The 23,830-nt window shown below is 67.7% G+C and carries 20 protein-coding genes; all 20 read right to left on the bottom strand.

Annotated features, from left to right (window positions below; all coding sequences use genetic code 11):
- Nucleotides 1-12: 12 nt before the first annotated feature.
- Nucleotides 13-1,242, bottom strand: a complete 1,230-nt coding sequence (gene ftsA / locus KF796_07250) for a cell division protein FtsA (protein ID MBX3586424.1) — start codon at nucleotides 1,240-1,242, stop codon at nucleotides 13-15.
- An 11-nt stretch (nucleotides 1,243-1,253) separates the two neighbouring features.
- Nucleotides 1,254-2,051: a cell division protein FtsQ/DivIB gene (locus tag KF796_07245; GenBank protein MBX3586423.1), complete on the bottom strand. Its 798-nt coding sequence runs from the start codon at nucleotides 2,049-2,051 to the stop codon at nucleotides 1,254-1,256.
- The gene (locus tag KF796_07240; GenBank protein ID MBX3586422.1) at nucleotides 2,048-3,010 is read right to left on the bottom strand and encodes a D-alanine--D-alanine ligase; all 963 of its coding nucleotides are present in this window, start codon (nucleotides 3,008-3,010) and stop codon (nucleotides 2,048-2,050) included. Before KF796_07240 ends, KF796_07245 begins: the two co-directional genes overlap by 4 nt.
- Nucleotides 3,011-3,045: 35 nt before the next feature.
- Nucleotides 3,046-4,461 carry a UDP-N-acetylmuramate--L-alanine ligase gene (locus KF796_07235; protein MBX3586421.1) on the bottom strand — a complete coding sequence of 472 codons (1,416 nt, stop codon included), beginning with the start codon at nucleotides 4,459-4,461 and terminating at the stop codon, nucleotides 3,046-3,048.
- A gap of 118 nt (nucleotides 4,462-4,579) precedes the next feature.
- Nucleotides 4,580-5,644, bottom strand: a complete 1,065-nt coding sequence (gene murG / locus KF796_07230; GenBank protein MBX3586420.1) for an undecaprenyldiphospho-muramoylpentapeptide beta-N-acetylglucosaminyltransferase — start codon at nucleotides 5,642-5,644, stop codon at nucleotides 4,580-4,582.
- Nucleotides 5,645-5,649: 5 nt separating this feature from the next.
- A complete protein-coding gene (ftsW, locus tag KF796_07225; protein ID MBX3586419.1) occupies nucleotides 5,650-6,930 on the bottom strand; it encodes a putative lipid II flippase FtsW in 1,281 nt (426 codons plus the stop codon).
- Nucleotides 6,927-8,444, bottom strand: a complete 1,518-nt coding sequence (locus KF796_07220; protein MBX3586418.1) for a UDP-N-acetylmuramoyl-L-alanine--D-glutamate ligase — start codon at nucleotides 8,442-8,444, stop codon at nucleotides 6,927-6,929. Before KF796_07220 ends, ftsW begins: the two co-directional genes overlap by 4 nt.
- Nucleotides 8,445-8,447: 3 nt before the next feature.
- Nucleotides 8,448-9,626 (bottom strand): phospho-N-acetylmuramoyl-pentapeptide-transferase, encoded by a 1,179-nt coding sequence (mraY, locus tag KF796_07215; GenBank protein MBX3586417.1) that lies wholly within the window; start codon nucleotides 9,624-9,626, stop codon nucleotides 8,448-8,450.
- Nucleotides 9,616-10,998, bottom strand: a complete 1,383-nt coding sequence (murF, locus tag KF796_07210; GenBank protein MBX3586416.1) for a UDP-N-acetylmuramoyl-tripeptide--D-alanyl-D-alanine ligase — start codon at nucleotides 10,996-10,998, stop codon at nucleotides 9,616-9,618. The genes mraY and murF overlap by 11 nt, the downstream gene beginning before the upstream one ends.
- Nucleotides 10,995-12,485 (bottom strand): UDP-N-acetylmuramoyl-L-alanyl-D-glutamate--2,6-diaminopimelate ligase, encoded by a 1,491-nt coding sequence (locus KF796_07205; GenBank protein MBX3586415.1) that lies wholly within the window; start codon nucleotides 12,483-12,485, stop codon nucleotides 10,995-10,997. The genes murF and KF796_07205 overlap by 4 nt, the downstream gene beginning before the upstream one ends.
- Nucleotides 12,485-14,218 carry a penicillin-binding protein 2 gene (locus KF796_07200; GenBank protein ID MBX3586414.1) on the bottom strand — a complete coding sequence of 578 codons (1,734 nt, stop codon included), beginning with the start codon at nucleotides 14,216-14,218 and terminating at the stop codon, nucleotides 12,485-12,487. Before KF796_07200 ends, KF796_07205 begins: the two co-directional genes overlap by 1 nt.
- On the bottom strand, nucleotides 14,215-14,526 hold the full coding sequence (ftsL, locus tag KF796_07195) for a cell division protein FtsL (GenBank protein MBX3586413.1): 312 nt from the start codon (nucleotides 14,524-14,526) through the stop codon (nucleotides 14,215-14,217). The genes KF796_07200 and ftsL overlap by 4 nt, the downstream gene beginning before the upstream one ends.
- An 82-nt stretch (nucleotides 14,527-14,608) precedes the next feature.
- Nucleotides 14,609-15,526, bottom strand: coding sequence for a 16S rRNA (cytosine(1402)-N(4))-methyltransferase RsmH (gene rsmH, locus KF796_07190; protein MBX3586412.1), 918 nt, complete (start codon nucleotides 15,524-15,526; stop codon nucleotides 14,609-14,611).
- Between the two features lie 9 nt (nucleotides 15,527-15,535).
- Nucleotides 15,536-15,964 carry a division/cell wall cluster transcriptional repressor MraZ gene (gene mraZ / locus KF796_07185; protein MBX3586411.1) on the bottom strand — a complete coding sequence of 143 codons (429 nt, stop codon included), beginning with the start codon at nucleotides 15,962-15,964 and terminating at the stop codon, nucleotides 15,536-15,538.
- Between the two features lie 298 nt (nucleotides 15,965-16,262).
- The gene (gene hslU, locus KF796_07180) at nucleotides 16,263-17,588 is read right to left on the bottom strand and encodes an ATP-dependent protease ATPase subunit HslU (protein MBX3586410.1); all 1,326 of its coding nucleotides are present in this window, start codon (nucleotides 17,586-17,588) and stop codon (nucleotides 16,263-16,265) included.
- A gap of 9 nt (nucleotides 17,589-17,597) precedes the next feature.
- Nucleotides 17,598-18,146, bottom strand: a complete 549-nt coding sequence (gene hslV / locus KF796_07175; GenBank protein ID MBX3586409.1) for an ATP-dependent protease subunit HslV — start codon at nucleotides 18,144-18,146, stop codon at nucleotides 17,598-17,600.
- A gap of 65 nt (nucleotides 18,147-18,211) precedes the next feature.
- Nucleotides 18,212-20,068: an STAS domain-containing protein gene (locus KF796_07170; GenBank protein ID MBX3586408.1), complete on the bottom strand. Its 1,857-nt coding sequence runs from the start codon at nucleotides 20,066-20,068 to the stop codon at nucleotides 18,212-18,214.
- A gap of 50 nt (nucleotides 20,069-20,118) precedes the next feature.
- Nucleotides 20,119-21,099 carry an RNA polymerase-binding protein DksA gene (gene dksA, locus KF796_07165; GenBank protein ID MBX3586407.1) on the bottom strand — a complete coding sequence of 327 codons (981 nt, stop codon included), beginning with the start codon at nucleotides 21,097-21,099 and terminating at the stop codon, nucleotides 20,119-20,121.
- A gap of 337 nt (nucleotides 21,100-21,436) precedes the next feature.
- The gene (locus KF796_07160) at nucleotides 21,437-22,489 is read right to left on the bottom strand and encodes a GTP-binding protein (GenBank protein ID MBX3586406.1); all 1,053 of its coding nucleotides are present in this window, start codon (nucleotides 22,487-22,489) and stop codon (nucleotides 21,437-21,439) included.
- Nucleotides 22,490-22,571: 82 nt separating this feature from the next.
- Nucleotides 22,572-23,756 carry a class I SAM-dependent methyltransferase gene (locus tag KF796_07155; GenBank protein MBX3586405.1) on the bottom strand — a complete coding sequence of 395 codons (1,185 nt, stop codon included), beginning with the start codon at nucleotides 23,754-23,756 and terminating at the stop codon, nucleotides 22,572-22,574.
- Nucleotides 23,757-23,830: the final 74 nt, after the last annotated feature.

Here is a 23,830-nt window from a genome sequence, read left to right as displayed (position 1 = left end):
TGGCTTTCATGGTCAGAAGTTCCCCACAATGAAGTCCTTGAAGCGGCCAAAGGCCGTCTTCATGGAACCGTTTTTCTGCGCCACCTTGAAGCCGCGCAGGCGCGCCAGGCGGGCTTCTTCCATCAGGCCCATGACGGTCGCGGCGCGCGGCTGCGCCACCATGTCGGACAGCGCACCGATGTACTTGGGGTTGCCGCGGCGCACCGGCTTGAGGAAGATGTCCTCGCCCAGCTCCACCATGCCCGGCATGACGGCGCTGCCGCCCGTGAGCACGATGCCCGAGGACAGCACCTCTTCATAGCCCGACTCGCGCACCACCTGCTGCACCAGCGAAAAGATCTCTTCAATGCGCGGCTCGATCACGCCAGCCAGCGCCTGCTTGCTCAGCATGCGCGGGCCGCGGTCGCCCAGGCCCGGCACCTCGACCTGCTGGTCGGGGTCGGCCAGCAGCTGCTTGGCGTAGCCGCTTTCGACCTTGATGTCTTCCGCGTCCTTGGTGGGGGTGCGCAGCGCCATGGCGATGTCGCTGGTGATCAGGTCACCGGCAATCGGGATCACCGCCGTGTGGCGGATCGCGCCGTTGGTGAAGATGGCCACGTCGGTGGTGCCCGCGCCAATGTCCACCATGGCCACGCCCAGCTCCTTCTCGTCCTCGGTCAGCACCGCCTGGCTTGACGCCAGCGGGTTGAGCAGCAGCTGCTCCACCTCCAGGCCGCAGCGGCGCACGCACTTGATGATGTTCTCGGCCGCGCTCTGGGCGCCGGTCACGATGTGCACCTTGGCCTCCAGCCGGATGCCGCTCATGCCGATCGGCTCCTTGACGTCCTGGCCGTCGATCACGAACTCCTGCGGCTCCACCAGCAGCAGGCGCTGGTCGGTCGAGATGTTGATGGCGCGCGCCGTCTCCAGCACGCGGGCCACGTCGGCGGCCGTGACTTCCTTGTCCTTGATGGCCACCATGCCGCTGGAGTTGATGCCGCGGATGTGGCTGCCCGTGATGCCGGTGTAGACCCGCGTGATCTTGCAGTCGGCCATCAGCTCGGCCTCTTTCAGAGCCTGCTGGATGCTCTGCACCGTGGCGTCGATGTTGACCACCACGCCGCGCTTGAGCCCGTTGCTCGGCGCGATGCCCAGCCCCGCGAGCTTGAGCGCGCCACCGGGCAGCACCTCCGCCACCACGACCATGACCTTGGCGGTGCCGATGTCCAGCCCAACGATCAGGTCTTTGTACTCTTTTGCCATGTCTGCACCTGTTATTTCTGTTCCTGTTTGCCCTGGGCATTCGTGACCAGCGTGGTCACGCCCCTCAACCGCAGCGCGTAGCCATCCACGTGGCGCAAATCGGCCGACTCCACCGCATCGGCGCGGCGCCCGTATTTCGATGTCACCTGGGTCAGCGTGCGCACGAATCGCTCCACGCGCGGCAGCACGTCCTGCGGCGTGCCACGGCCCAGCTCCATGGTGGCGCCGGTGTCCAGCACCGCCTGCCAGCCGCCCCGGCCCGACAGGGCCAGCTCCTCAAGCCCCAGGTCCTGGGTGGCGAGCAGCGGCTTGAGGGCCTGGTACATCGCCAGCACGGCCGGGGACTGGCCCTCGGGGCCCGACAGCCTGGGCAACTCGTCCTGCTCCACATCACCGGTGTTGGCGTCAAACACCTCGCCATAACTGTTGACCAGCCGCGACTCGCCGTCCTCGCCCCAATAGGCCACGGCCTGGTGCTCCTGCAGCACCACCATCAGGCGGTTGGGGAACACCCGGCGCACCACGGCGCGGCGCACCCAGGGCACGGACTCGAAGACCGAACGGGTCTGCGCCAGGTCCACCGTGAAGAAGTTGCCGCGCAGGCGCGGCGTCACGTTGGCGCGCAGCGTGACCGCGTTGTTGTGGGTCACGTCGCCCGTGACCGAAATGCCGCCCAGCGCGAACACCGGGTTGCGCAGGGCCCACCACACGCCCGCCGCCAGCACCAGGCCGCCGCAGACCATGAACAGCGCCGACGCGGCGAGGTTCATGAGCTTGACGTCAAAGGGTGCGGGCAGCGTGTCGGTCATGGCCTGGCCACCTCCGCGGGCAGGTGGTCCAGCGTGGCCGAGGCCAGCAGCCGGACGCACAGTTCCTCATAGCTGATGCCGGCGGCGCGGGCCGACATGGGCACCAGCGAATGGCCGGTCATGCCGGGCGAGGTGTTGATCTCCAGCAGCGACGGCGCGCGCGTGGCGGCGTCGATCATCACATCAACCCGGCCCCAGCCGCGGCAGCCCAGCACGCGGTAGGCCTTGAGCACCAGGTCCTGGATGGCCGCCTCCTCGCCCTCGGGCAGGCCGCAGGGCACGAGGTACTTGGTGTCGTCGGTGAAGTATTTGTTCTGGTAGTCGTAATTGCCCTCGGGCGCGACGATGCGGATCACGGGCAGCGCGCGGGCGCTGTCGCCCGTGCCCAGCACCGGGCAGGTCACCTCGTCACCGCTCACGAACTGCTCGCACAGCACGTCGGCGTCCATCGCGGCGGCCTGCTCCACGGCCGCCTGCATGCCTGAGTAGCCTTCGACCTTGACCACGCCGATGGACGAGCCCTCGCGCGCGGGCTTGACGATCACGGGCAGGCCCAGCTCGTCGGGGATGCCAATGACCTGCTCGCGCGCCAGCGCGCCGCGCTGCAGCAGGCGGTAGCGCGGCGTGGGCAGGCCCTCGGCCAGCCAGACGCGCTTGGTCATGATCTTGTCGATGGCGATGCTGGAGGCCATCACGCCCGAGCCGGTGTAGGGAATGCCCAGCAGTTCCAGCGCGCCCTGCACGGTGCCGTCTTCACCGTAGCGGCCGTGCAGCGCGATGAAGCAGCGCTTGAAGCCCTTCTTCTTGAGCTCGGCCAGGTCGCGCTCGGCGGGGTCGAAGGCATGCGCGTCCACGCCGCGCGACTGCAGCGCCTTGAGCACGCCGCTGCCCGACATGAGCGAGACCTCGCGCTCGGCGGACCTGCCGCCCATGAGCACGGCCACTTTGCCGAAATCCATCCGTTCTGGCTGGGCTTGAACGGCCTTGTGGCTGCTCATTGCACGCCCCCCATCTCGACCAGCTTGCCCGGCACCGCGCCAATCGAGCCCGCGCCCATGCACATGACCACGTCGCCATCGCGCGCGTTGTCAAACACGGCCTGCGGCATGGCGGCGATGTCGTCCACGAACACCGGCTCGACCTTGCCGGCCACGCGCAGGGCCCGTGTCAGCGAGCGGCCGTCGGCGGCCACGATGGGCTCCTCGCCCGCGGCATAGACCTCGGCGAGCAGCACGGCATCGGCGCCCGCGCCGATGACCTTGATGAAGTCCTCAAAGCAGTCGCGCGTGCGGGTGTAGCGGTGCGGCTGGAAGGCCAGCACCAGCCGGCGCCCCGGAAAGGCGCCACGCGCCGCCGCCAGCGTGGCCTGCATCTCGACCGGGTGGTGGCCATAGTCGTCAATCACCGTGAAGCGCCCGCCGCCGTTGGCGGCCTGCACGGGCAGGTCGCCGTAGCTCTGGAAGCGCCGGCCCACGCCCTTGAACTCCGCCAGCGCCTTCTGCACGGCCGCGTCGGGCACGTTGAGCTCCACCGCCACCGCGATGGCCGACAGCGCATTGCGCACGTTGTGTTCGCCCGCGAGGTTGAGCACGATGTCCAGGTCGGGCAGGGTCACGCCATTGCGCCGCTGGGCCGTGAAATGCATCTGGGCCCCGACCGCACGCACGTTGACGGCGCGCACCTGGGCGTCCTCGCCAAAGCCATAGCTCGTGACGGGGCACGACACCTTGGGCAGGATCTCGCGGATGGCCGCGTCGTCGGTGCACAGGATGGCCGTGCCATAGAACGGCATGCGGTGCAGGAAATCAACAAACGCGCCCTTGAGCCGGTTGAAGTCGTGGCCGTAGGTCTCCATGTGGTCGGCGTCGATGTTGGTCACCACGGCCATCACCGGCAGCAGGTTGAGGAAGGAGGCGTCCGACTCGTCGGCCTCGACCACGATGTAGTCGCCGCTGCCCAGCTTGGCGTTGGCGCCGGCGCTGTTCAGGCGCCCACCGATCACAAAGGTCGGATCGAGCCCGCCCTCGGCCAGCACGCTGGCCACCAGGCTGGTGGTGGTGGTCTTGCCATGGGTGCCCGCAATGGCCACGCCCTGCTTGAGCCGCATGAGTTCGGCCAGCATCAGCGCCCGCGGCACCACGGGAATGCGCTTTTCGCGCGCGGCCACCACTTCGGGGTTGCTGGCCTGCACGGCGGTGGACGTGACCACGGCATCAGCACCGGCCACGTTGGCCGCCGCATGGCCCACATGGGTCTTGATGCCCAGGCCCGCCAGCCGGCGCAACGTGGCGCTGTCGGACAGGTCCGAGCCGCTGATGGTGTAGCCCAGGTTCAGCAACACCTCGGCAATGCCGCTCATGCCCGAGCCGCCCACGCCCACAAAATGAATGTGCTTGATCGCGTGTTTCACGATGTCTCCCGCGTCATCCGGGTGACCACCGCGGAACCGGCTTTGCCGGGCCGCTGGTGGTGCCCCCTTGAGGGGGAAGCACCGCAGGTGCTTCGGGGGCGGGCCATGTTCTCGTGTTTCATGGTGCCAATTCCTCGCAGGCGGCCACCACGGCCTCGGTGGCGCCTGTCTTCTGCATCTTTTTGGCCTCCAGTGCACACTGCATGAGCACGGGGCGCTCTGTTTTTTGTAGCAAATCGGCCAGCCAGGCCGGCGTGAGTTCGCTCTGGGGCACCAGCCAGCCACCACCGGCATCGGTGAGGAAGCGGGCGTTGGTGGTCTGGTGGTCGTCCACGGCGGACGGGAACGGCACAAACAGCGCGGCCGCGCCCACGGCCGCGATCTCGGTCACCGTGCTGGCGCCGGCCCGGCAGATCACCAGGTCGGCCTCGGCAAAGGCGCGCGCGGTGTCGTCGATGAAGGGCGTGAGCTCGGCTTCCACGCCCGCGGCCAGGTAGTTGGCGCGCAGCGCGTCAATCTGGCGCGCGCCGCTCTGGTGCGTGACCTGGGGGCGCTGCGCGGCCGGGATCAGCGCCAGCGCGCTCGGCACCACCTCGTTGAGCGCCCGCGCGCCCAGGCTGCCGCCCACCACCAGCAGGCGCAGCGGACCGGTGCGCCCGCTGAAACGCGCCGCCGGCTCGGGCTGGTTCAGAAAGCCCTCGCGCAGCGGGTTGCCCACCCATTCGGCCTTGCGGAGCACCCGCGGGAAGGCGGTGAAGACGCGGTCGGCCACGCTGGCCAGCACGCGGTTGGCCATGCCGGCCACCGAGTTCTGCTCATGCAGCACCAGCGGCTTGCCCAGCAGCACGCTCATGAGCCCGGCCGGGAAGCTGATGTAGCCGCCCAGCCCCACCACCACCTGGGGCCGCACGCGCCGCACCACCTGGATGCTCTGCCAGAAGGCCTTGAGCAGGCGCAGCGGCAGCAGCGCCAGCGTGAGCGGGCCCTTGCCACGCACACCCGAGAACGCGATGGTTTCAAAGGCAAAGCCGCGCGGCGGCACGAGCTGGCTTTCCATGCTGGCGGGCCCGCCGAGCCAGTGCACGCGCCAGCCGCGCTGGCGCAGCGCCTCGGCCACGGCCAGGCCGGGGAAGATGTGGCCGCCGGTGCCACCGGCCATCACGAGCGCGCACTTGTTCATCACGCCGTTCATGGCCGGCCTCCGCGCATCAGCACCTTGTTCTCGAAATCAATGCGCAGCACCACGGCAATGGCCACCAGGTTCATCAGGATGGCCGAGCCGCCGTAGCTCATGAGCGGCAGCGTCAGGCCCTTGGTGGGCAGGGCCCCGAGGTTCACGCCCATGTTGATGAACGACTGGAAACCGACCCAGATGCCCACGCCCTGCGCCACCAGCCCCGCGAACACGCGGTCCAGGGCAATGGCCTGGCGGCCGATGTGCATGATGCGCCGGGTCATCCAGAAGAACAGGCCGATCACGATGACCACGCCCACCAGGCCGAACTCCTCGCCAATGACGGCGAGCAGGAAGTCGGTGTGGGCCTCGGGCAGCCAGTGCAGCTTTTCCACGCTGCCGCCCAGGCCCACGCCGAATATCTCGCCCCGGCCGATCGCGATCAGCGAGTGCGACAGCTGGTAGCCCTTGCCCAGCGCATGCTTCTCGCTCCACGGGTCCAGGTAGGCAAAGATGCGCTCGCGCCGCCAGTCAGACAGCGCAATCATGAGCATGAAGGCCACGGTCATCACCGAGGCAATGAGGAAGAACATGCGCGCGTTCACGCCGCCCAGGAACAGGATGCCCATGGCGATCACGGCGATCACCATGAAGGCGCCCATGTCGGGCTCGGCCAGCAGCAGCGAGCCGACCACGGCCACCGCCACCGCCATGGGCAGCACGGCGCGGAAGAAGCGCTCCTTGACCTCCATCTTGCGCACCATGTAGTCGGCCGCGTAGATCAGCACCGCGAACTTGGCCAGCTCGGATGGCTGGAAGCTCATGAAGCCCAGCCCGATCCAGCGGTGCGCGCCGTTGACCCCCTTGCCCACGTGCGGCACCAGCACCACGATCAGCAGCACCAGCGACACCACGAACAGCCAGGGCGCGTATTTCTCCCAGGTGGCCAGCGGCACCTGGAAGGCCAGCAGGGCCGCGACAAAGGCGATGCCCATGAAAATCACATGGCGCACCAGAAAGTGCGCATGCCCGTAGCGCGCGAACTTGGGGTTGTCCGGCAGGGCCACGGTGGCCGAATAGACCATCACCAGCCCGAACACCAGCAGCGCCACCGTGACCCACATCAGGGTCTGGTCAAACGGCTGCACGCGCACCGTGCTGGTGGCCGATGCGTCGCCCCACAGCCCCCGCACGCGCTGGCCCAGCGCGCGCAGCGATGCACGCACGCCACCACCATTACCGGTACCGGCCGCGGCGCGCCCCGGTTTGATGCGGGCCTGTGCGGCGGCGCTCATGCCGTGCCCTCCAGGTCCACGCCAGCCTGCTGCGCGAGGTCGTTCACGGCCTCGCGGAACACCCGGGCCCGGTGCGGGTAATTGTCAAACATGTCAAAGCTCGCGCAGGCCGGGGACATGAGCACGGCGTCGCCCGCATGGGCGCGTTGCGTGGCCAGGGCCACGGCCTCGGGCAGCGTGGCCGCATCGATCAGGGTGACGTTGGCGTCTTCGAGCACGGCGCGGATCAGCGGGCCGTCGCGGCCAATCAGCACCGCCGCGCGCGCATGGCGAGCCACCGGTGCGGCCAGCGGCGAGAAGTCCTGGCCCTTGCCGTCGCCGCCCAGGATCACCACCACCTTGCGCTCGGCGCCCAGCCCGTTGAGCGCGGCCACCGTGGCGCCCACATTGGTGCCCTTGCTGTCGTCGAAATACTCGATCTGGTTGATGATGCCCACGGGCTCCACGCGGTGCGGCTCACCCCGGTACTCGCGCAGGCCGTACAGCATCGGGCCGAGCTGGCAGCCCGCGGCCGTGGCCAGCGCCAGCGCGGCCAGCGCGTTGACGGCGTTGTGCCGCCCGCGGATGCGCAGGGCGTCGGCCGGCATGAGGCGCTGCAAATGAATTTCGGGGGCCTCGTCGCGGCGCTTCTTCAGGGTCTCGTCGGCTTCGAGCGCGCGCACCAGCCAGGCCATGCCATTGACCACCTCGATGCCGTAATCGCCCGGACGCTGCGGCAGGTCGGCGCCAAAGGTGATGTGCGCGCGTTGTTCGGTCTTGCCGCCCTTGAGCCGCACGGGCTCGGGCAGCATGGCCATCACCAGCGGATCTTCGCGGTTCAGCACCATCAGGCCCAGCTGGCCGAACACCCGCGCCTTGGCCGCGGCATAGGCCTGCATGCTGCCATGCCAGTCCAGGTGGTCCTGCGTGAGGTTGAGCACGGTCGCGGCCGTGGGCTCGAACTGGCCAGCGCCTTCGAGCTGGAAGCTCGACAGCTCGATGACCCAGACCTCGGGCAGGGCCGCGCCGTCGATCAGCCCGGTGAGCGTGTCCAGCAGCGTCGGGCCGATGTTGCCGGCCACGGCCACGCTCTTGCCCGCGCGGGCCACCAGTTGCCCGGCCAGCGCGGTCACCGTGGTCTTGCCGTTGGTGCCCGTCACGGCCAGCACTTGGGGCGCATAGCCGGTGTCGGCCTTGAGGCCGGCCAACGCCTGTGAAAACAGGCCCAATTCGCCGGTAGTCCTTATTCCACGGCCTTCAGCAGCTATCAAAACAGGAGCAATCTGGGCGGGCGACAGGCCCGGGCTGCGCAGCACCAGCGCCACGCCGGCGCCCTCCACCAGCGCGCCGTCCAGTGGCCCGCTGACAAACTGCGCCTGTGGCACCTGCTCCCGCAGCGCGCCGAGCTGGGGCGGCGCCTCGCGGGTGTCGGCCACCGTGACGCGCGCGCCGTGGCGCGCGCACCAGCGCGCCATGGCCAGACCCGAGGCGCCCAGGCCCAGGATCAGTGCGTGTTGGTCTTGAAGCAGTTGCATGGCTCAGCGCAATTTCAGGGTGGACAGGCCCACCAGGCACAACAGCATGGTGATGATCCAGAAGCGCACGACCACCTGCGTTTCCTTCCAGCCGCTCTTTTCAAAGTGATGGTGCAACGGCGCCATCTTGAGGATGCGCCGGCCCTCGCCATAGCGGCGCTTGGTGTACTTGAAGTACATGACCTGCGCCATGACCGACAGGGCCTCGACCACGAAGATGCCGCCCATGATGGACAGCACGATTTCCTGGCGCACGATGACCGCGATGGTGCCCAGCGCGCCGCCCAGCGCGAGCGCGCCCACATCGCCCATGAACACCTGGGCCGGGTGGGTGTTGAACCAGAGGAAGGCCAGGCCCGCACCCGCCATGGCGGCGCAGAAGATCAGCAGCTCGCCCGAGCCGGGGATGTAGGGGAACAGCAGGTACCTGGAGTACACCGCGCTGCCCGTGACATAGGCAAACACGCCCAGCGCCGAGCCCACCATCACCACCGGCATGATGGCCAGGCCATCGAGGCCGTCGGTCAGGTTCACCGCATTGCTGGAGCCCACAATCACCAGGTAGGTCAGGACCACGAAGCCCAGCACGCCCAGCGGATAGCTGACTTCCTTGAAGAACGGCAGCATCAGGCCGGCCTTGGGCGGCAGGCTCAGGTCAAAGCCCGACTGCACCCACTTGAAGAACAGCTCGACCACGCGCAGGTTGGAGCTTTCGGAAATGCTGAACACCAGGTACAGCGCGGCCACCAGGCCGATCACCGATTGCCAGAAATACTTCTCGCGCGAGCGCATGCCCTCGGGGTCCTTGTGCACCACCTTGCGCCAGTCATCGACCCAGCCGATGGCGCCGAACCCCAGCGTGACCAGCAGCACGATCCAGACAAAGCGGTTGGACAGGTCAAACCACAGCAACGTGGAGATGGCGATGGACATCAGGATCAGCACGCCGCCCATGGTGGGCGTGCCGCTCTTGGCCAGATGGGTCTGCATGCCGTAGCCGCGCACTGGCTGGCCGATCTTGAGCTCGGCCAGCCGGCGGATCACGAACGGGCCCGCCAGCAGGCCGATCAGCAGCGCCGTCATGGCGGCCATCACGGCGCGCAGGGTCAGGTACTGGAACACGCGGAAGAACCCGAACTCGGGCGACAGGGTCTGCAGCCACTGGGCCAGACTAAGCAGCATGACGGGTCTCCTCGGCAGCTTGGGGTTGTGATTGCGCCGCGATGGCCTCGATGACCCGCTCCATCTTCATGAATCGCGAACCCTTGACCAGCACGCTGCCGGCGCCCGGCAGCGCCGCCAGCACGGCGGCGTTGAGGGCCTCCACGCTGTCAAAGTGGCGCCCGCCCATGGCGCGGGACTGCTCGCCCAGCGTGAACAGCTGCGCGATGCCCATGGCCCGCGCATGCGCGCCCACCTCGGCATGAAAGCGCGGCCCCTGGTCGCCCACCTCGCCCATGTCGCCCAGCACCAGCAGGTGCGGGCCGGGCAGTTCGGCCAGCACGTCAATGGCGGCCAGCACCGAGTCGGGGTTGGCGTTGTAGGTGTCGTCCACCACGGTGAGCTGGCGCCCGCCCAGCGCCACGGCGAAGGCGCGCGACCGGCCCTTGACCGGCGCAAAGCCTTCCAGCCCCTGCTGGATCGCGGCCAGCGGCGCACCGGCGGCCAGCGCGCAGGCGACCGCGGCCAGCGAGTTGCGCACGTTGTGGCGGCCGGCGATATGGAGGGCATACGCCAGCACTCCGGCGGGCGTTTGCACCCCCACCTGCCAATGCCCTGCAGTCCACTCAGTACCGGCCAAACTGATGTCGGCCCCCGCGGCGGCGCCAAAGCGCAGGCAGGCGCGCGCGCCCGCGAGGCTGGCCCAGACGGGGGTGAATTCTTCGTCGGCGGGGAACACCGCCACGCCGCGCGCGTCCAGCGCGCTGATCACGGTGCCGTTTTCCCGCGCCACGGCCTCGACCGTGGCCATGAACTCCAGATGCTCGCGCTGCGCGTTGTTGACCAGGGCCACGGTGGGCTGCGCGATCTGGCCGAGGTAGGCAATCTCGCCCGGGTGGTTCATGCCCAGTTCAACCACCGCGACCTGGTGGCTGGCGCGAAGCCGCAGCAGCGTGAGCGGCACGCCGATGTCGTTGTTGAAGTTGCCCTGGGTGGCCAGCGCGCCGTCGCCACGCCAGGCTTTCAGGATGGCGGCGATCATCTGCGTCACCGTGGTCTTGCCGTTGCTGCCCGTGACCGCGACCAGCGGCAGGCTGAACTGCGCGCGCCAGCCCGCGGCCAGCGCGCCAAGCGCGAGCCGGGTGTCGTCCACCTCGATGCCCGGCAGGCCCGGCGGCAAGGCGCCCCGGTGCGCGATGGCGGCCACGGCGCCCTGCTGCCGCGCGTCGGCCAGGAAGGCGTTGGCATCGAACCGCTCGCCCTTGAGCGCCACGAACAGGTCGCCCGCGGCCAGCGTGCGGGTGTCGGTGTGCACGCGCTGCACCTGGGTCTCGGGGTCGCCCACCAGGCGGCCCCCGGGCAGCCAGGCCATGGCGTCACGCAGGCGCATCATGCGGCCTCCCCCCGGGCGCGCAGCGCCGCGCGCGCATGGGCCACGTCGGAAAACGGGTGCTTCGCGCCCGCCACTTCCTGGTAATCCTCGTGGCCCTTGCCGGCGATGAGGATCACGTCGGCGGGCGCGGCCTTGCGCACCGCGCCGGCAATGGCCAGCGCACGGTCCACCTGCACCTCCACGCACTCGTCGTGGCTCAGGCCCAGCAGCACCTGGCTGATGATGGCCTCGGGCTTTTCGCCGCGCGGGTTGTCGCTGGTCACGACCACGCGGTCGGCATTTTTCTCGGCCACGGCAGCCATCAGGGGGCGCTTGGTGGCGTCGCGTTCACCGCCGCAGCCGAACACGCACCAGAGCGCGCCGCCGCGCTGCGCGGCCATCGGGCGCAGGGCCTGCAGGGTCTTGTCCAGCGCGTCGGGCGTGTGGGCGTAATCCACCGCCACCAGCGGCTGGCCCGCCAGCGCAATGCGCTCCATGCGGCCCGGCACGGGCAGCAGGCTGCCACAGGCCTTGACGGCCTCGGCCAGTGGCACGCCCAGCGCCCGCATGGCGCCGATCACGCCCAGCAGGTTGGACACGTTGAACTGCCCCACCAGCTGCGTCTGCAGCGGGTGCTGCTCGTCGCCTTCGGCCACGGTGAACCGCAGGCCGCGGGCGTCGTCGTAGCCGATCTCGCTGGCCCGCAGCCGCGCCGGCTCCACGCAGGAGACCGTCCACAGGTCCAGCGCCTGGTCGGCCAGCTCGGCCGCCAGCGCGGCGCCGCGCGCGTCGTCAAGGTTGACCACGGCAGCACCCAGGCCCGGCCAGCGGAACAGCTCGCGCTTGGCGGCCCAGTAGGCGTCCATGGTGCCGTGGTAGTCGAGGTGGTCCTGCGAGAAATTGGTGAACACCGCCACACGGATCTGCGTGCCATCAAGGCGCCGCTCCACGATGCCGACCGACGACGCCTCGATGGCGCAGGCCTTCAACCCCTGGTCCACAAAACGGCGCAGGTGGCGCTGCAGCAGCACCGGGTCGGGCGTGGTGAGGCCGTTGAATTCGACCGCGGGCGGCTGGCCAATGCCCAAAGTGCCCACGAGTCCACAAGGGACGGCCTTGGGCTGCTCCAGATTTGATAGCGCGCAGGCCAGCCACCAGGCGGTGGAGGTTTTGCCGTTGGTGCCGGTCACGGCCACCACATCAAGCTGCTGTGAAGGCGCCTCGTAATAGGCGGCCGCGATGGGGCCGGTCGCGGCCTTGAGCTGGCCGTAGGTTGCGGTGGCCTCGCCGGCAAAGCCAAAGGCCTCTACCCCGGCCTGCTCCACCAGGCACGCGGTGGCGCCCTGCGCCAGTGCCGACGGCACATGCAGCCGGCCATCGGTGGCCGCGCCGGGCCAGGCGATGAAGCCGTCGCCCGCGCCCACCTTGCGGCTGTCGGTGTGCAGCGTGCCCGTGACGCGGCCGTGCAGCCACTGTGCGGCGTCGTCGGGGGTGCGCAGTTCCAGCATCAGAATGACTCCTCCACCGACTCGGCCACGATCTGCGGCTTGACGGCCATGTCGGGCTGCACGCCCATCATGCGCAGGGTCTGCTGGACCACCTCGCTGAAGACGGGGGCGGCCACGTCGCCGCCGTAGTACTTGCCGGCGCTGGGCTCGTCGACCATCACGGCCACGATGATGCGGGGCTTGTCGATCGGCGCCATGCCCACGAACCATGAGCGGTACTTGTTGGTGGCGTAGCCCTTGCCCGCCTGCTTGTAGGCGGTGCCGGACTTGCCGCCCACCGAGTAGCCCACCGTCTGCGCCTTGGGGCCGGTGCCGCCGGGGCCGGCGGCCATCTGCAGCATGGTGCGGACCTGGGCCACGGTTTTGGGCGACAGCACCTGCACGCCCGCGGCGGGCTCGGCGCTCTTGAGCAGCGTGGCGGGAATGATCTGGCCGTCGTGCGCGAACACGGTGTAGGAGCGCGCCATCTGGAACAGGCTGGCCGACAGGCCGTAGCCGTACGACATGGTGGCCTGTTCCACCGGGCGCCAGTTCTTGTAGGGCCGCAGCCGCCCGGTCACCGCGCCGGGGAAGCGCAGTTGCGGCTTCTGGCCAAAGCCGGCCTGCGAGAACAGCTCCCACATCTCGCGCGGCTGCATCTGCAGCGCGATCTTGAGCGTGCCGATGTTGCTGGACTTCTGGATCACTTCCTGCACCGACAGCATCCCGTGCGGGTGCGAATCGGAAATGCGCGCGCCGCCGAGGGTGACGTAGCCCGGCGCGGTCTGGATCATGGTGTGCGGGGTCACGCGCCCGGTTTCCAGCGCCAGCCCGATGGTGAAGGGTTTCATGGTCGAGCCGGGCTCGAACACATCGGTGAGCGCGATGTTGCGCAGGCGCGAACCGGTCAGCGTCTCGCGCTTGTCGGGCGAGTAGCTCGGGAAATTGGCCAGCGCCAACAGCTCGCCGGTCACGGTGTCGAGCACCACCACGCTGCCGGCGCGCGCCTTGTTGGCCAGCACCGAGTCGCGCAGCTTCTGGTAGGCGAAGAACTGCACCTTGCTGTCAATGGACAGCTGCAGGTCCTTGCCGTCCACCGCGGCCACGGTGTCGCCCATGTCTTCGACCACCTGGCCCAGCCGGTCCTTGAGCACGCGGCGTGAACCGGGGCGGCCGGCCAGGTCCTTGTTGAAGGCCAGCTCGATGCCTTCCTGGCCCTTGTCCTCGATGTTGGTGAAGCCCACCACGTGGGCCACGGCCTCGCCCTCGGGGTACTGGCGCTTGTATTCCTTGCGCTGGTACACGCCCTTGAGCTTGAGCGCCGCGATCTCGCGCGCGACCGGCTCATCGACCTGGCGCTTGAGCCAGACGAAGGTCTTGTCCTCGTCGGCCAGCTTCTTCCTGAGCTCGCCCGCGCTCATCTCGAGCAGGCGCGCGAGCTGGGTCAGCTGCGCGGGCGTGGCGTTCACGTCCTCGGGAATGGCCCAGATGCTGGGCGCGGGCACCGAGGTGGCCAGCAGCACGCCATTGCGGTCCAGGATGCGGCCGCGGTTGGCGGGCAGCTCCAGCGTGCGGGCAAACCGCACCTCGCCCTGCTTCTGGAAGAAGTCGTTGCCAAACACCTGGACCCAGGCCGCGCGGCCCACCAGGCCCGCAAACGCCAGCGCCACCATGGCCACGATGAATTTGCTGCGCCAGACCGGCGTCTTGCTGGCCAGCAGCGGGCTGGAAGCGTAAAGCACGCTGCGGCTCATGGGCGGCCTCCGGCGGCGGGGGCGCCCGGCACGGGCACCGGCGCGCCCTGGTAGGTCACGTACTGCGTGATGGCCGGGCTGGTGGTGCGCATCTCCAGTTTTTCCTTGGCGAGCTTTTCCACGCGCGCCGGCGTGGACTGCGCGCGCCGCTCGACCTTGAGCCGCTCGGCCTCGATCTCCAGCCGGTGGGCCTCGCTCTGGGCCTTGTCGATCTCGGTGAACAGGCGGCGCGATTCGTATTGCGTGCGCACCAGGTACAGCGCGCTCGCCAGCACCGCCAGCAGCAGGACCAGGTTGAGCCGGGTCACAGGATGACCCCCACGCTTGTCACTGCGTGTACGACGCTGCCCCCCGAGGGGGCCTTCGCGCCTACGGGCGGCCGGGCGGCGCTCATGCCTGCACCTCCGTGCGCTGCGCCACGCGCATGATGGCGCTGCGCGAACGCGGGTTGGCGGCGATCTCGGCGGCGCTGGGCTTGATGCGGTCCAGCGCCTGCAGCTTCATGGGCTGGGGCGCGGCAAACGGCGCGCGCCGGTCATAGACCTCGCGCGAGTGCTTCGCGACGAACTGCTTGACGATGCGGTCTTCCAGCGAGTGAAAGCTGATCACCACGAGCCGGCCTCCGGGTTGCAATACATCCAGGCTGGCCTCTAGCGCCTGTTGCAGCTCTTCAAGCTCGGCATTGATGAAAATCCGAAGAGCCTGAAATGTGCGCGTTGCAGGGTCCTGGCCCTGCTCGCGGGTTTTGACCGTGCCAGCCACGAGCTGGGCCAGCTCGGCGGTGGTTGAAATTGCGCCCCGCTCCTGTCGGCGAGCAACAATCGCCTTTGCAATCTGAACAGCAAACCGTTCTTCGCCATAGTCACGAATCACCTCCGCAATCTGTTGAACTTCCGCCGATGCCAGCCACTGCGCCACGCTCTCGCCGCGCGTGGTGTCCATGCGCATGTCCAGCGGGCCGTCGAACCTGAAACTGAAACCGCGTGACGGGTTGTCGATCTGCGGCGAGCTCACGCCCAGGTCCATCAACACGCCGGCGGCACTGTGCGCGGGCAGCTCGCCCAGGTGGCGAAAGCCCTCGTGGCGGATGGAAAAACGCGCATCGGAGATGCGCGAGGCTTCTGAGATGGCGTCGGGGTCCTTGTCGAAGGCAATCAGGCGCCCCCCGGGGGCCAGCCTGGACAACAGCAGGCGTGAATGTCCGCCGCGGCCAAAGGTGGCATCGATGTAGGTTGCATCCGGCTTGGTGAGGAGAGATTCGACTGCTTCGCTCAACAAGACGGTGGTGTGTTGCCATGTGGGGTCCACCGCCGGCCTTCAGAAAGAGAAGTCCTTGAACACATCGGGCATCTGGCCTTGCATCGCCTCGGCCTCCTTGGCCTCGTAGGTGGCCTTGTCCCAGAGCTCGAAGTGATTGCCCATGCCCAGCAGCATGGTCTCGCGTGATATGCCGGCTGCCTCGCGCAGCTCGGGCGACACCAGCACGCGGCCGGTGCCATCGAGCTCCACATCCATGGCGTTGCCCAGGAAGACCCGCTTCCACCACTGGGCCGACATGGGCAGCGCGGCCACCCGCTCGCGGAACTTCTCCCACTCGGGGCGCGGGAAGATCATGAGGCAGCCATGCGGGTGCTTGGTGATGGTGAGCTGGCCGGAGGCCGTCGCGCTCAGGACGTCACGATGCCGGGTCGGCACGGAAAGCCGACCCTTCGCATCCAGACTCAGAGACGAAGCCCCTTGAAACACCTTGCTGTACCCTCACAATGGAAACGACCGGCGAAAGGCCCAAACGCACTTTTCACCACTTAATTGCACTTTTTTGCACTGTAGCAGGAAAAAAACCGGCCGCAAGAGGCCGGCTACACTTTTTTGCAATGAAATCAACGACTTAGCAGCGTTTTTGCAAGCAGGAGATGCTCGAAAAACGTTCTAAATGAAGCACTTAGAGCGCACACTCAAAGTGATGGGTGAGGAAATCGGAGGGTCACCTCGCCGCCAGGTGCCCCAGGAGGAAGAACGCCGCCGCAAGCGGCGTTAACAGGCCCTAAAGGATGTAGCGGGACAAATCCTCGTTGCGGCTGAGTTCCTGCAGCCGCGCGTCCACGTAGGCAGCGTCGATGGTCACGGTCTGCCCGCCGAGCTGGGTGGCCTCGTAGCTCACATCGTCCAGCAGGCGCTCCATCACGGTGGCCAGACGGCGCGCGCCGATGTTTTCGGTGCGCTCGTTGACGTCGAAGGCGATCGACGCAAGCCGCGTGATGCCCTCGGGCGTGAAGGCGATGGTGACGTTCTCGGTGGCCAGCAAGGCCTGGTACTGCTTGACCAGCGAGGCATGGGTCTGGGTGAGGATGGCCTCGAAGTCCTGCACCGAGAGGGACTGCAGCTCGACGCGGATGGGCAGCCGGCCCTGCAGCTCGGGGATCAGGTCACTGGGCCGGGCCAGATGGAAGGCGCCGCTCGCAATGAACAGGATGTGGTCGGTCTTGATGGGGCCGTATTTGGTGGACACGGTCGTGCCTTCCACCAGCGGCAGCAGGTCGCGCTGCACGCCCTGGCGTGACACGTCGGCGCCGCTGACATCGCTGCGCGAGGCCACCTTGTCGATTTCGTCGATGAAGACGATGCCGTTCTGCTCCGCGTTGGTGATGGCCACCGAGCGGATCTCGTCCTCGTTGACCAGCTTGGCGGCCTCTTCCTCGACCAGCAGCTTCATGGCCTCGGCCACCTTGAGCTTGCGGGTCTTGCGCCGGTTCTGGCCCAGCTGGCCGAACATGCCGCGCAGCTGCTCGGTCATTTCCTCCATGCCCGCGGGCCCCATGATCTCCAGCGGCACGCGCGATTCGGCCAGGTCGATCTCGATGTCCTTGTCGTCCAGCTGGCCCTCGCGCAGCTTCTTGCGGAAGGCCTGGCGGGCGGCCCCGTCGGGCGGCGTGCCGGCCGAGTCCGCAACCCGCGGCGGGGGGATCAGGATGTCCAGGATGCGGTCTTCGGCCGCGTCTTCGGCGCGGGTACGGAACTTGCGGACCTCGGCCTCGCGGGTCTGCTTGACGGCAATTTCGACCAGGTCACGGATGATGGCGTCCACATCCTTGCCCACATAGCCCACCTCGGTGAACTTGGTGGCTTCCACCTTGATGAACGGGGCGTCGGCCAGCCTGGCGAGGCGGCGCGCGATCTCGGTCTTGCCCACCCCGGTGGGGCCGATCATCAGGATGTTCTTGGGCGTGATCTCGCCACGCAGCTTTTCATCGACCTGCTGGCGGCGCCAGCGGTTGCGCAGGGCAATGGCGACGGCGCGCTTGGCATCCTTCTGGCCGACGATGTGCCGGTCGAGTTCGGAAACAATTTCCTGGGGGGTCATGCTGGACATCAGGCTCGCTCACTCCAGCGTTTCAATGGTGTGGTGCATGTTGGTGTAGATGCACAGCTCGGCGGCGATCTCGAGTGACTTCTTCACGATGTCACGCGCCGGCAGGTCGGTGTTGTCGAGCAGCGCCTTGGCGGCCGCCTGCGCGTAGGCCCCGCCGGAGCCGATCGCGATGATGCCGTGCTCGGGCTCCAGCACATCGCCGTTGCCCGTGATGATGAGGGAGGCTTCCTTGTCGGCCACGGCCAGCATGGCCTCGAGGCGGCGCAGCACGCGGTCGGTGCGCCAGTCCTTGGTCAGTTCGATGGCCGAGCGCACGAGGTGGCCCTGGTGTTTCTCGAGCTTGGCTTCAAACCGCTCGAACAGCGTGAAGGCATCGGCCGTGGCACCGGCAAAACCGGCGATGACCTTGTCGTGATACAGCTTGCGCACCTTGCGCGCCGTGCCCTTGATGACGATGTTGCCCAGCGTGACCTGGCCATCGCCGCCAATCGCCACCTGCCAGCCCTGGGGCGTCTTGCGCCTCACGCTGACAATCGTGGTTCCGTGAAATTGTTCCATGCGGGTCAACTGGGGCTGGGGCGCAGGAAAAGCAAGCCTGCGCGGCCCATCCCCGGAAAAAAGGCTCAGTCGGTGCGGGGGGTCACCCGCGCATGCTCGCTGATGCCGATGACGTTGAAGAAGGCGGCCACCAGCCGGTGCACGTCGCTGAACTGCACCTGCCGGCCTTCGGCCTGGCGCGCCGTGACCCAGTTCAGCAGCGTACCTGCGGCGGAGAAATCGATGCGGATCAGCCTCGCGCACGAGATCACCATGACGTCGGCGCCCAACAGGCGGTTTTCCAGCGTATCGAGCGCTTCGGTCGCATCGCCAAGAATCTGGCCTGCCAGCTCGACCATGGAGACATTGGTCATCTGCGAATTCATCGACGGGATGTGGGTGTCGCCATAGCCCGCGCTCATGCCCGACGGCATCGAGTCCCTGAAGGCTTCGCCAATGATGGTGTGGCCGGCCACATAGCTGCCGTCGGACTGCAGCGGCTTGTACTCGCAGCGGGCGCTGTCCCACGATGGGGGCGAGACCTCATAGGTCACGCAATAGTCCAGCGCCACCAGCTCGAACTCATCGGGCCGGTGCATGACGCGCAGCACTTCCATGCGCAGGCGCCAGTTGGCCGGGTCCACATCCTTGTCGCCGGACGGCGTGAGGGACTGCAACACCTTCTCGAGCGCCTCGGCGCCAATGAAGCGCAACTGCACCGGCTGCGCGCCCCACTGCGTGAACAGCTTGGTCAGCGGTTCGATGGCGGCGTCCTCGATGCTGCTGAGCTTGCTCCAGTTGAGCCGCCAGGGCGCCGGCGAGCGGGCCAGCGCGGCGTTCAGCGCTGCCAGCGACTGGGTCCCGATCGAGCTCGGGCTGGTCCAGTCAGCCACCTGCTGGCTGGCCGTGGTCGCGGGTGCGGGCGCGGCCGGTGTCCCCATGCGCCCCACCGTCTCGGGCAGCGAAAACCACTGGGGCGCCGAGCGGCTGAAGCGGCTGGCGAAATCGATCGCGGCGCTCTCAAAGCGGTCCTGCTGGCCGGTGGCCCGGTACAGGTCGAACAGGGTCATCCAGGTTTCGTCGTGGCTCACGCGTGAGCCCTTGGGGCCCAGCACTTCCAGCAAACCCGCCTCGGCCCCGGAATCGTCGCCATTGGCGAAGCGGATCGAGGCCTCTTCGAGTTCGGGATCGTGGGCGAACTCCTCGACATCGACCGCGAACAGCTTGGAGGCCGAGAACCCGGTGGTGGCGCCACCCTCGTAATGGCCCGCCATGGCCCCTGGGGTCGCCGTCGAGCCGGCGACCGTGACCCGCACCGGCGCGACCGGCGCGGGCGCGGCGGGTTGTGGCGCCGCCTGGACTGGTGGAGCCACCGGGGCCGCGCGCGCCGGGGCAGCAGGCGTGCCAGCGGCCCCAGGCGCGGCGGACTGCGGCCGGGCCTCGGGCGCGGTCTTGACCGCCTGCAACGGCGAGGGCTCGGTCTGGATGTAGGAGGTCTTGCTGGGGTTGCCTTCCAGCGGAACGCTGGTGGTGCCCACCTGCGAGGACGAGACCGGGAAGTTGGTGGTCCGCACGGACGAGTCGCCATGCTTGGTCTTCCACCACTGCATGGACATCTGGGCCTCGATCTCGTCGATCTTCTTGAGCGTCATGGCCCGGTCGTCGGGCTTGGACGGCATCGAGCTCTGGAAGAACGAGGGCCGGGCCGCCGGGTCCTGCCCGGCCATGACCTCGCTGCGCCGCATCTTGCGCAGCATGTCGAACTCGCGCTTGCGCACGAAGTCGTTGCGCCGCTTGCGCTCGATCATCTCCTTGAGCATCTGCTTGGAGTAGCTGCTCTCGCGATCGGTTTCCTGCTGATCGAGGTCCGCCCAGTTGGTGGTCGGATTGCGGACAAACTTCACCACCTTGGACAGGAGGCCACCGTTCTCTTCTTTGGACATGGCGGGTCGTGCGGGGTGGAAAGCTTGCCTGAGGGTTTCGGGACGTCCGGTCAGTCGCCGAACATCTTCTGCTTGAGTTCACGCCGCTGCTGGGCTTCCAGCGACAGCGTGGCGGTCGGGCGGGCCAGCAGCCGGCCCACGCCAATGGGCTCACCGGTTTCGTCGCAGTAGCCGTAGTCGCCGGCGTCAATGCGCTGGATCGACTGCTCGATCTTCTTGAGCAGCTTGCGCTCGCGGTCACGCGTGCGCAGCTCCAGCGCGTGCTCTTCCTCGATGGTGGCGCGGTCGGCCGGATCGGGCACGATCACCGTGTCCTCGCGCAGGTGCTCGGTGGTTTCACCGGCGCTGTTGAGGATGTCCTGCTTGAGCTGCGACAGCTTGAAGCGGAAGAACGCCATCTGCTTGTCGTTCATGTACTCGCTGTCAGGCATGGCCATGACCTCGGCATCGCTCAGCTGCTCGGCCGGCTTGCTCTTCCAGTTGTTGGCGAGCTTCGGGTCTTTCTTGGCGGAAACGGGAGGCGGGGAAACAAGAACGGGAGACGGCATTGCGGGGGAATAACTTGATTTGGCAGCGGTCGAGGCCACTGATTGAGCCATCGAAGGCACGGTGATTTGGGCCAGCCGCGACGAGGGCTTGGGCGCCTTCGCCGGAACCGGCGGGGCAACCACCGCCGTCATGGTCTGGGGCTTGGGTGCGGGTTGAGCCACCGCCACACGGGCGGGGGCGGCAGATTTTAACGGGGCCTTGGCAGGCTTGACCGCCGGCGGCTTCGCCGCGGCGGCTTTGGCAGCCGGCTTGGCTGCGGTTTTGGCTGGAATCACGGGTTTGGCGACCACTTTCTTTGCCGCCGGTTTGGCGACAGGCTTTGACTTGGCGGTCGCTTTCGCGGCCGGCTTGGCGGCCACCGGCCTGGCTTTGGCAGCAGGCTTGGCAACAGGTTTGACGGGGGCTTTCTTGGCGACCGGCTTGGCCGCCGCTTTCTTGGCCGCCACCGGCTTGGCCGTGGCGGTGGGTTTGGCCTTGGCCACCGGTTTCTGCGGTGACTTGGCGGCCGGTTTGGCTTTTTTGGCTGGGGCTTTCACTGCTTGTCTCCTCGCGGCACTGGCGGCTGCCTGCGGCCGACCTGGCTTCGCGGATCTGCCTGGCTCTGTTGACGTGGGGCCTTCATGAGAGCGAGTTATACCCTGATTGTCGGCGCGGGCGGACCCGGATCGCGGGTTTTCACGGGCACGACCGGCATCGGGGCTGCCAAAGCCAAAACCCATCAGTTGCAGAATCGAGACAATCATTTGGCTCCCCAACCAAAAACCGGAACCGTCTGCGGGCCCTGCCCTGCACGGGCCCGCAAAAGGCCCCTAGCCTAACTCAAATCAGGCACTGTTCCAGGCCCTGCAGGAAAATGTCTTTGGGCAGGTCGATGCCGATGAACACCATCTTGCTGTTGCGCTGCTCCTGCGGTCCCCACGCGGGACCCAGGTCGCTGCCCATGAGCTGGTGCACGCCCTGGAAGATGACCTTGCGCTCGGTGCCCTGCATGTGGAGCACGCCCTTGTAGCGCAGCATGCGCGGGCCGTAGATATTGACCACGGCCCCCAGGAAATCCTCAAGCTTGGCCGCGTCGAACGCGCGGTCGGACTTGAAGACAAAGCTCTTCACGTCGTCGTCGTGATGGTGGTGGTGGCCATGACCCTCGTGGGCATGCGACGGGTGGTCGCAATGCTCGCCGTGCTCATGGTCATGGTCGTGGTGGTCATGGCCCTCTTCCTTGAGGAAATCGGGGTCGATGTCCAGCTTGGCATTGAGGTTGAAGCCGCGCAGGTCAAACACCGACTTGATCGGCACCTCGCCAAAATGCACGGCCTGCTGCGGGGCGCGCGGGTTCATGTGCTTGAGGCGGTGCATCAGCGCATCGGTCTCGTCCCGGGCCACCAGGTCGGTCTTGCTGATGAAGATCTGGTCGGCAAAACCGACCTGGCGCCGTGCCTCCTGCCGGTCGTTGAGCTGCTGCGCCGCGTGCTTGGCGTCCACCAGGGTCAGGATGGAGTCCAGCAGGTAGGTCTCGGCGATCTCGTCGTCCATGAAGAAGGTCTGCGCCACCGGGCCGGGATCGGCCAGGCCCGTGGTCTCGATCACCACGCGGTCAAAGTCCAGCAGGCCCTTGCGCTTCTTGGCCGCCAGCAGCTGCAGCGTCTCGCGCAGGTCCTCGCGGATGGTGCAGCAGATGCAGCCGTTGCTCATCTGGATGATCTGCTCCTTGCTTTCGGTGACCAGGATGTCGCTGTCGATGTTTTCCTCGCCGAACTCGTTCTCGATCACGGCGATCTTCTGGCCGTGCGATTCGCTGAGCACGCGCTTGAGCAGCGTCGTTTTGCCCGAGCCGAGGAAGCCGGTGAGGATGGTGGCGGGGATGAGTGACATGGGGAACCTGCTGGATCTGGCCGGGAAGCGGCGAAGGTGGGGGAGTTTAGCGGCGAATTCAACGCTGTGGCCGGTGTGGTTTTTATTCCTTGCGGAGCACCACCAGGCCCTTGAGGTACTCCCCTTCGGGGAAATTGATGGTCATGGGGTGATCGGGCGCGCCCCCCAGGCGTTCGCTGATGTAGCCGTCCACGCCCGCGTCCAGGCCGGCCGAGGCGACGATCTTGTGGAACAGGTCGGCGCTGATGCCGCCCGAGCACGAGAACGTGAACAGCACCCCCCCGGGCGCCAGCAGCTTGAAGGCCAGCCGGTTGATGTCCTTGTAGGCCCGCGCGGCGCGCTCGGCATGCGCCGCGGTGGGGGCCAGCTTGGGCGGGTCCAGCACGATGGCGTCAAAGCGCCGGCCCGCCTCGATGAACTGGCGCAGCGAGGCGTTGACGTCGGCGTCCATGAAGGTGGCGCGCGCGGCGTCAAAGCCATTGAGCGCCACATGGCCCGCGGCGCGTTCCAGCGCCGGCGCCGAGGAGTCGATGGAGGTGACATGGCCCGCGCCGCCCGCCAGCGCGGCCACGGTGAAGCCGCCCGTGTAGCAATAGCAGTTGAGCACCTGCTCAAAGCCCAGGCGCCGCGTGTAGTCCGAAAACTTGCGCCGGCTGTCGCGCTGGTCCAGGTAAAAGCCGGTCTTGTGCCCGGTGGCCACATCCAGCGTGAGCTGCCAGCCATGTTCGCGCAGGGCGAGTTCGGTGGCCCCTTCGCCGCGCAGCCAACCCGTGACCGGCGCCAGCCCCTCCAGCGCGCGGCTGTTGGCGTCGGACCGCTCATACAGGCGCGACAGGCCCGTGAGTTCCAGCAGCGCGTCGGCAATCACGGGCTTCCAGCGCTCCACGCCGCAGCTCAGGAACTGGGCCACCAGGGTGTCGCCGTAGCGGTCCACGATCAGGCCGGGCAGACCGTCGGATTCGCCGTGAATCAGCCGGCAACCGTCGCTTTGAATGTCAAATCGGGCTCTGGTCCTTATGGCGCGGCCACAGGTTGCTATTAAAAAAGGAGCATCAATGCGCTGGGCCTCATCGAAACTCCAGGCCCGGGCCCGGATGCGCGAGCTCGGGCTGAAGGCCGCCCAGGCCAGAAATTGCCCGCTGGCGGACTCCACCCGCACCGTTTCGCCCGCATCCGCGCCGCCCCGCGCAATGGCGGAGTCAAAGATCCACGGGTGGCGGCGCTGCAGCGAGCGCTCCTTGCCTTCCTTGAGCCGGATGGTTTTCATGGGCCGTATTGTCATGGCAGCGGCAACGGCGCCGGGGCGTGGCGTCAATGACACAGAGGGTCCGAGTAGTTCCG

Origin of the sequence: Ramlibacter sp. (assembly GCA_019635435.1) — a bacterium.
Taxonomy (GTDB): Bacteria; Pseudomonadota; Gammaproteobacteria; order Burkholderiales; family Burkholderiaceae_C; genus JAHBZM01.
Note: the sequence above shows the minus strand (reverse complement) of the source record. Positions and strands in the feature narration are given on the sequence as shown.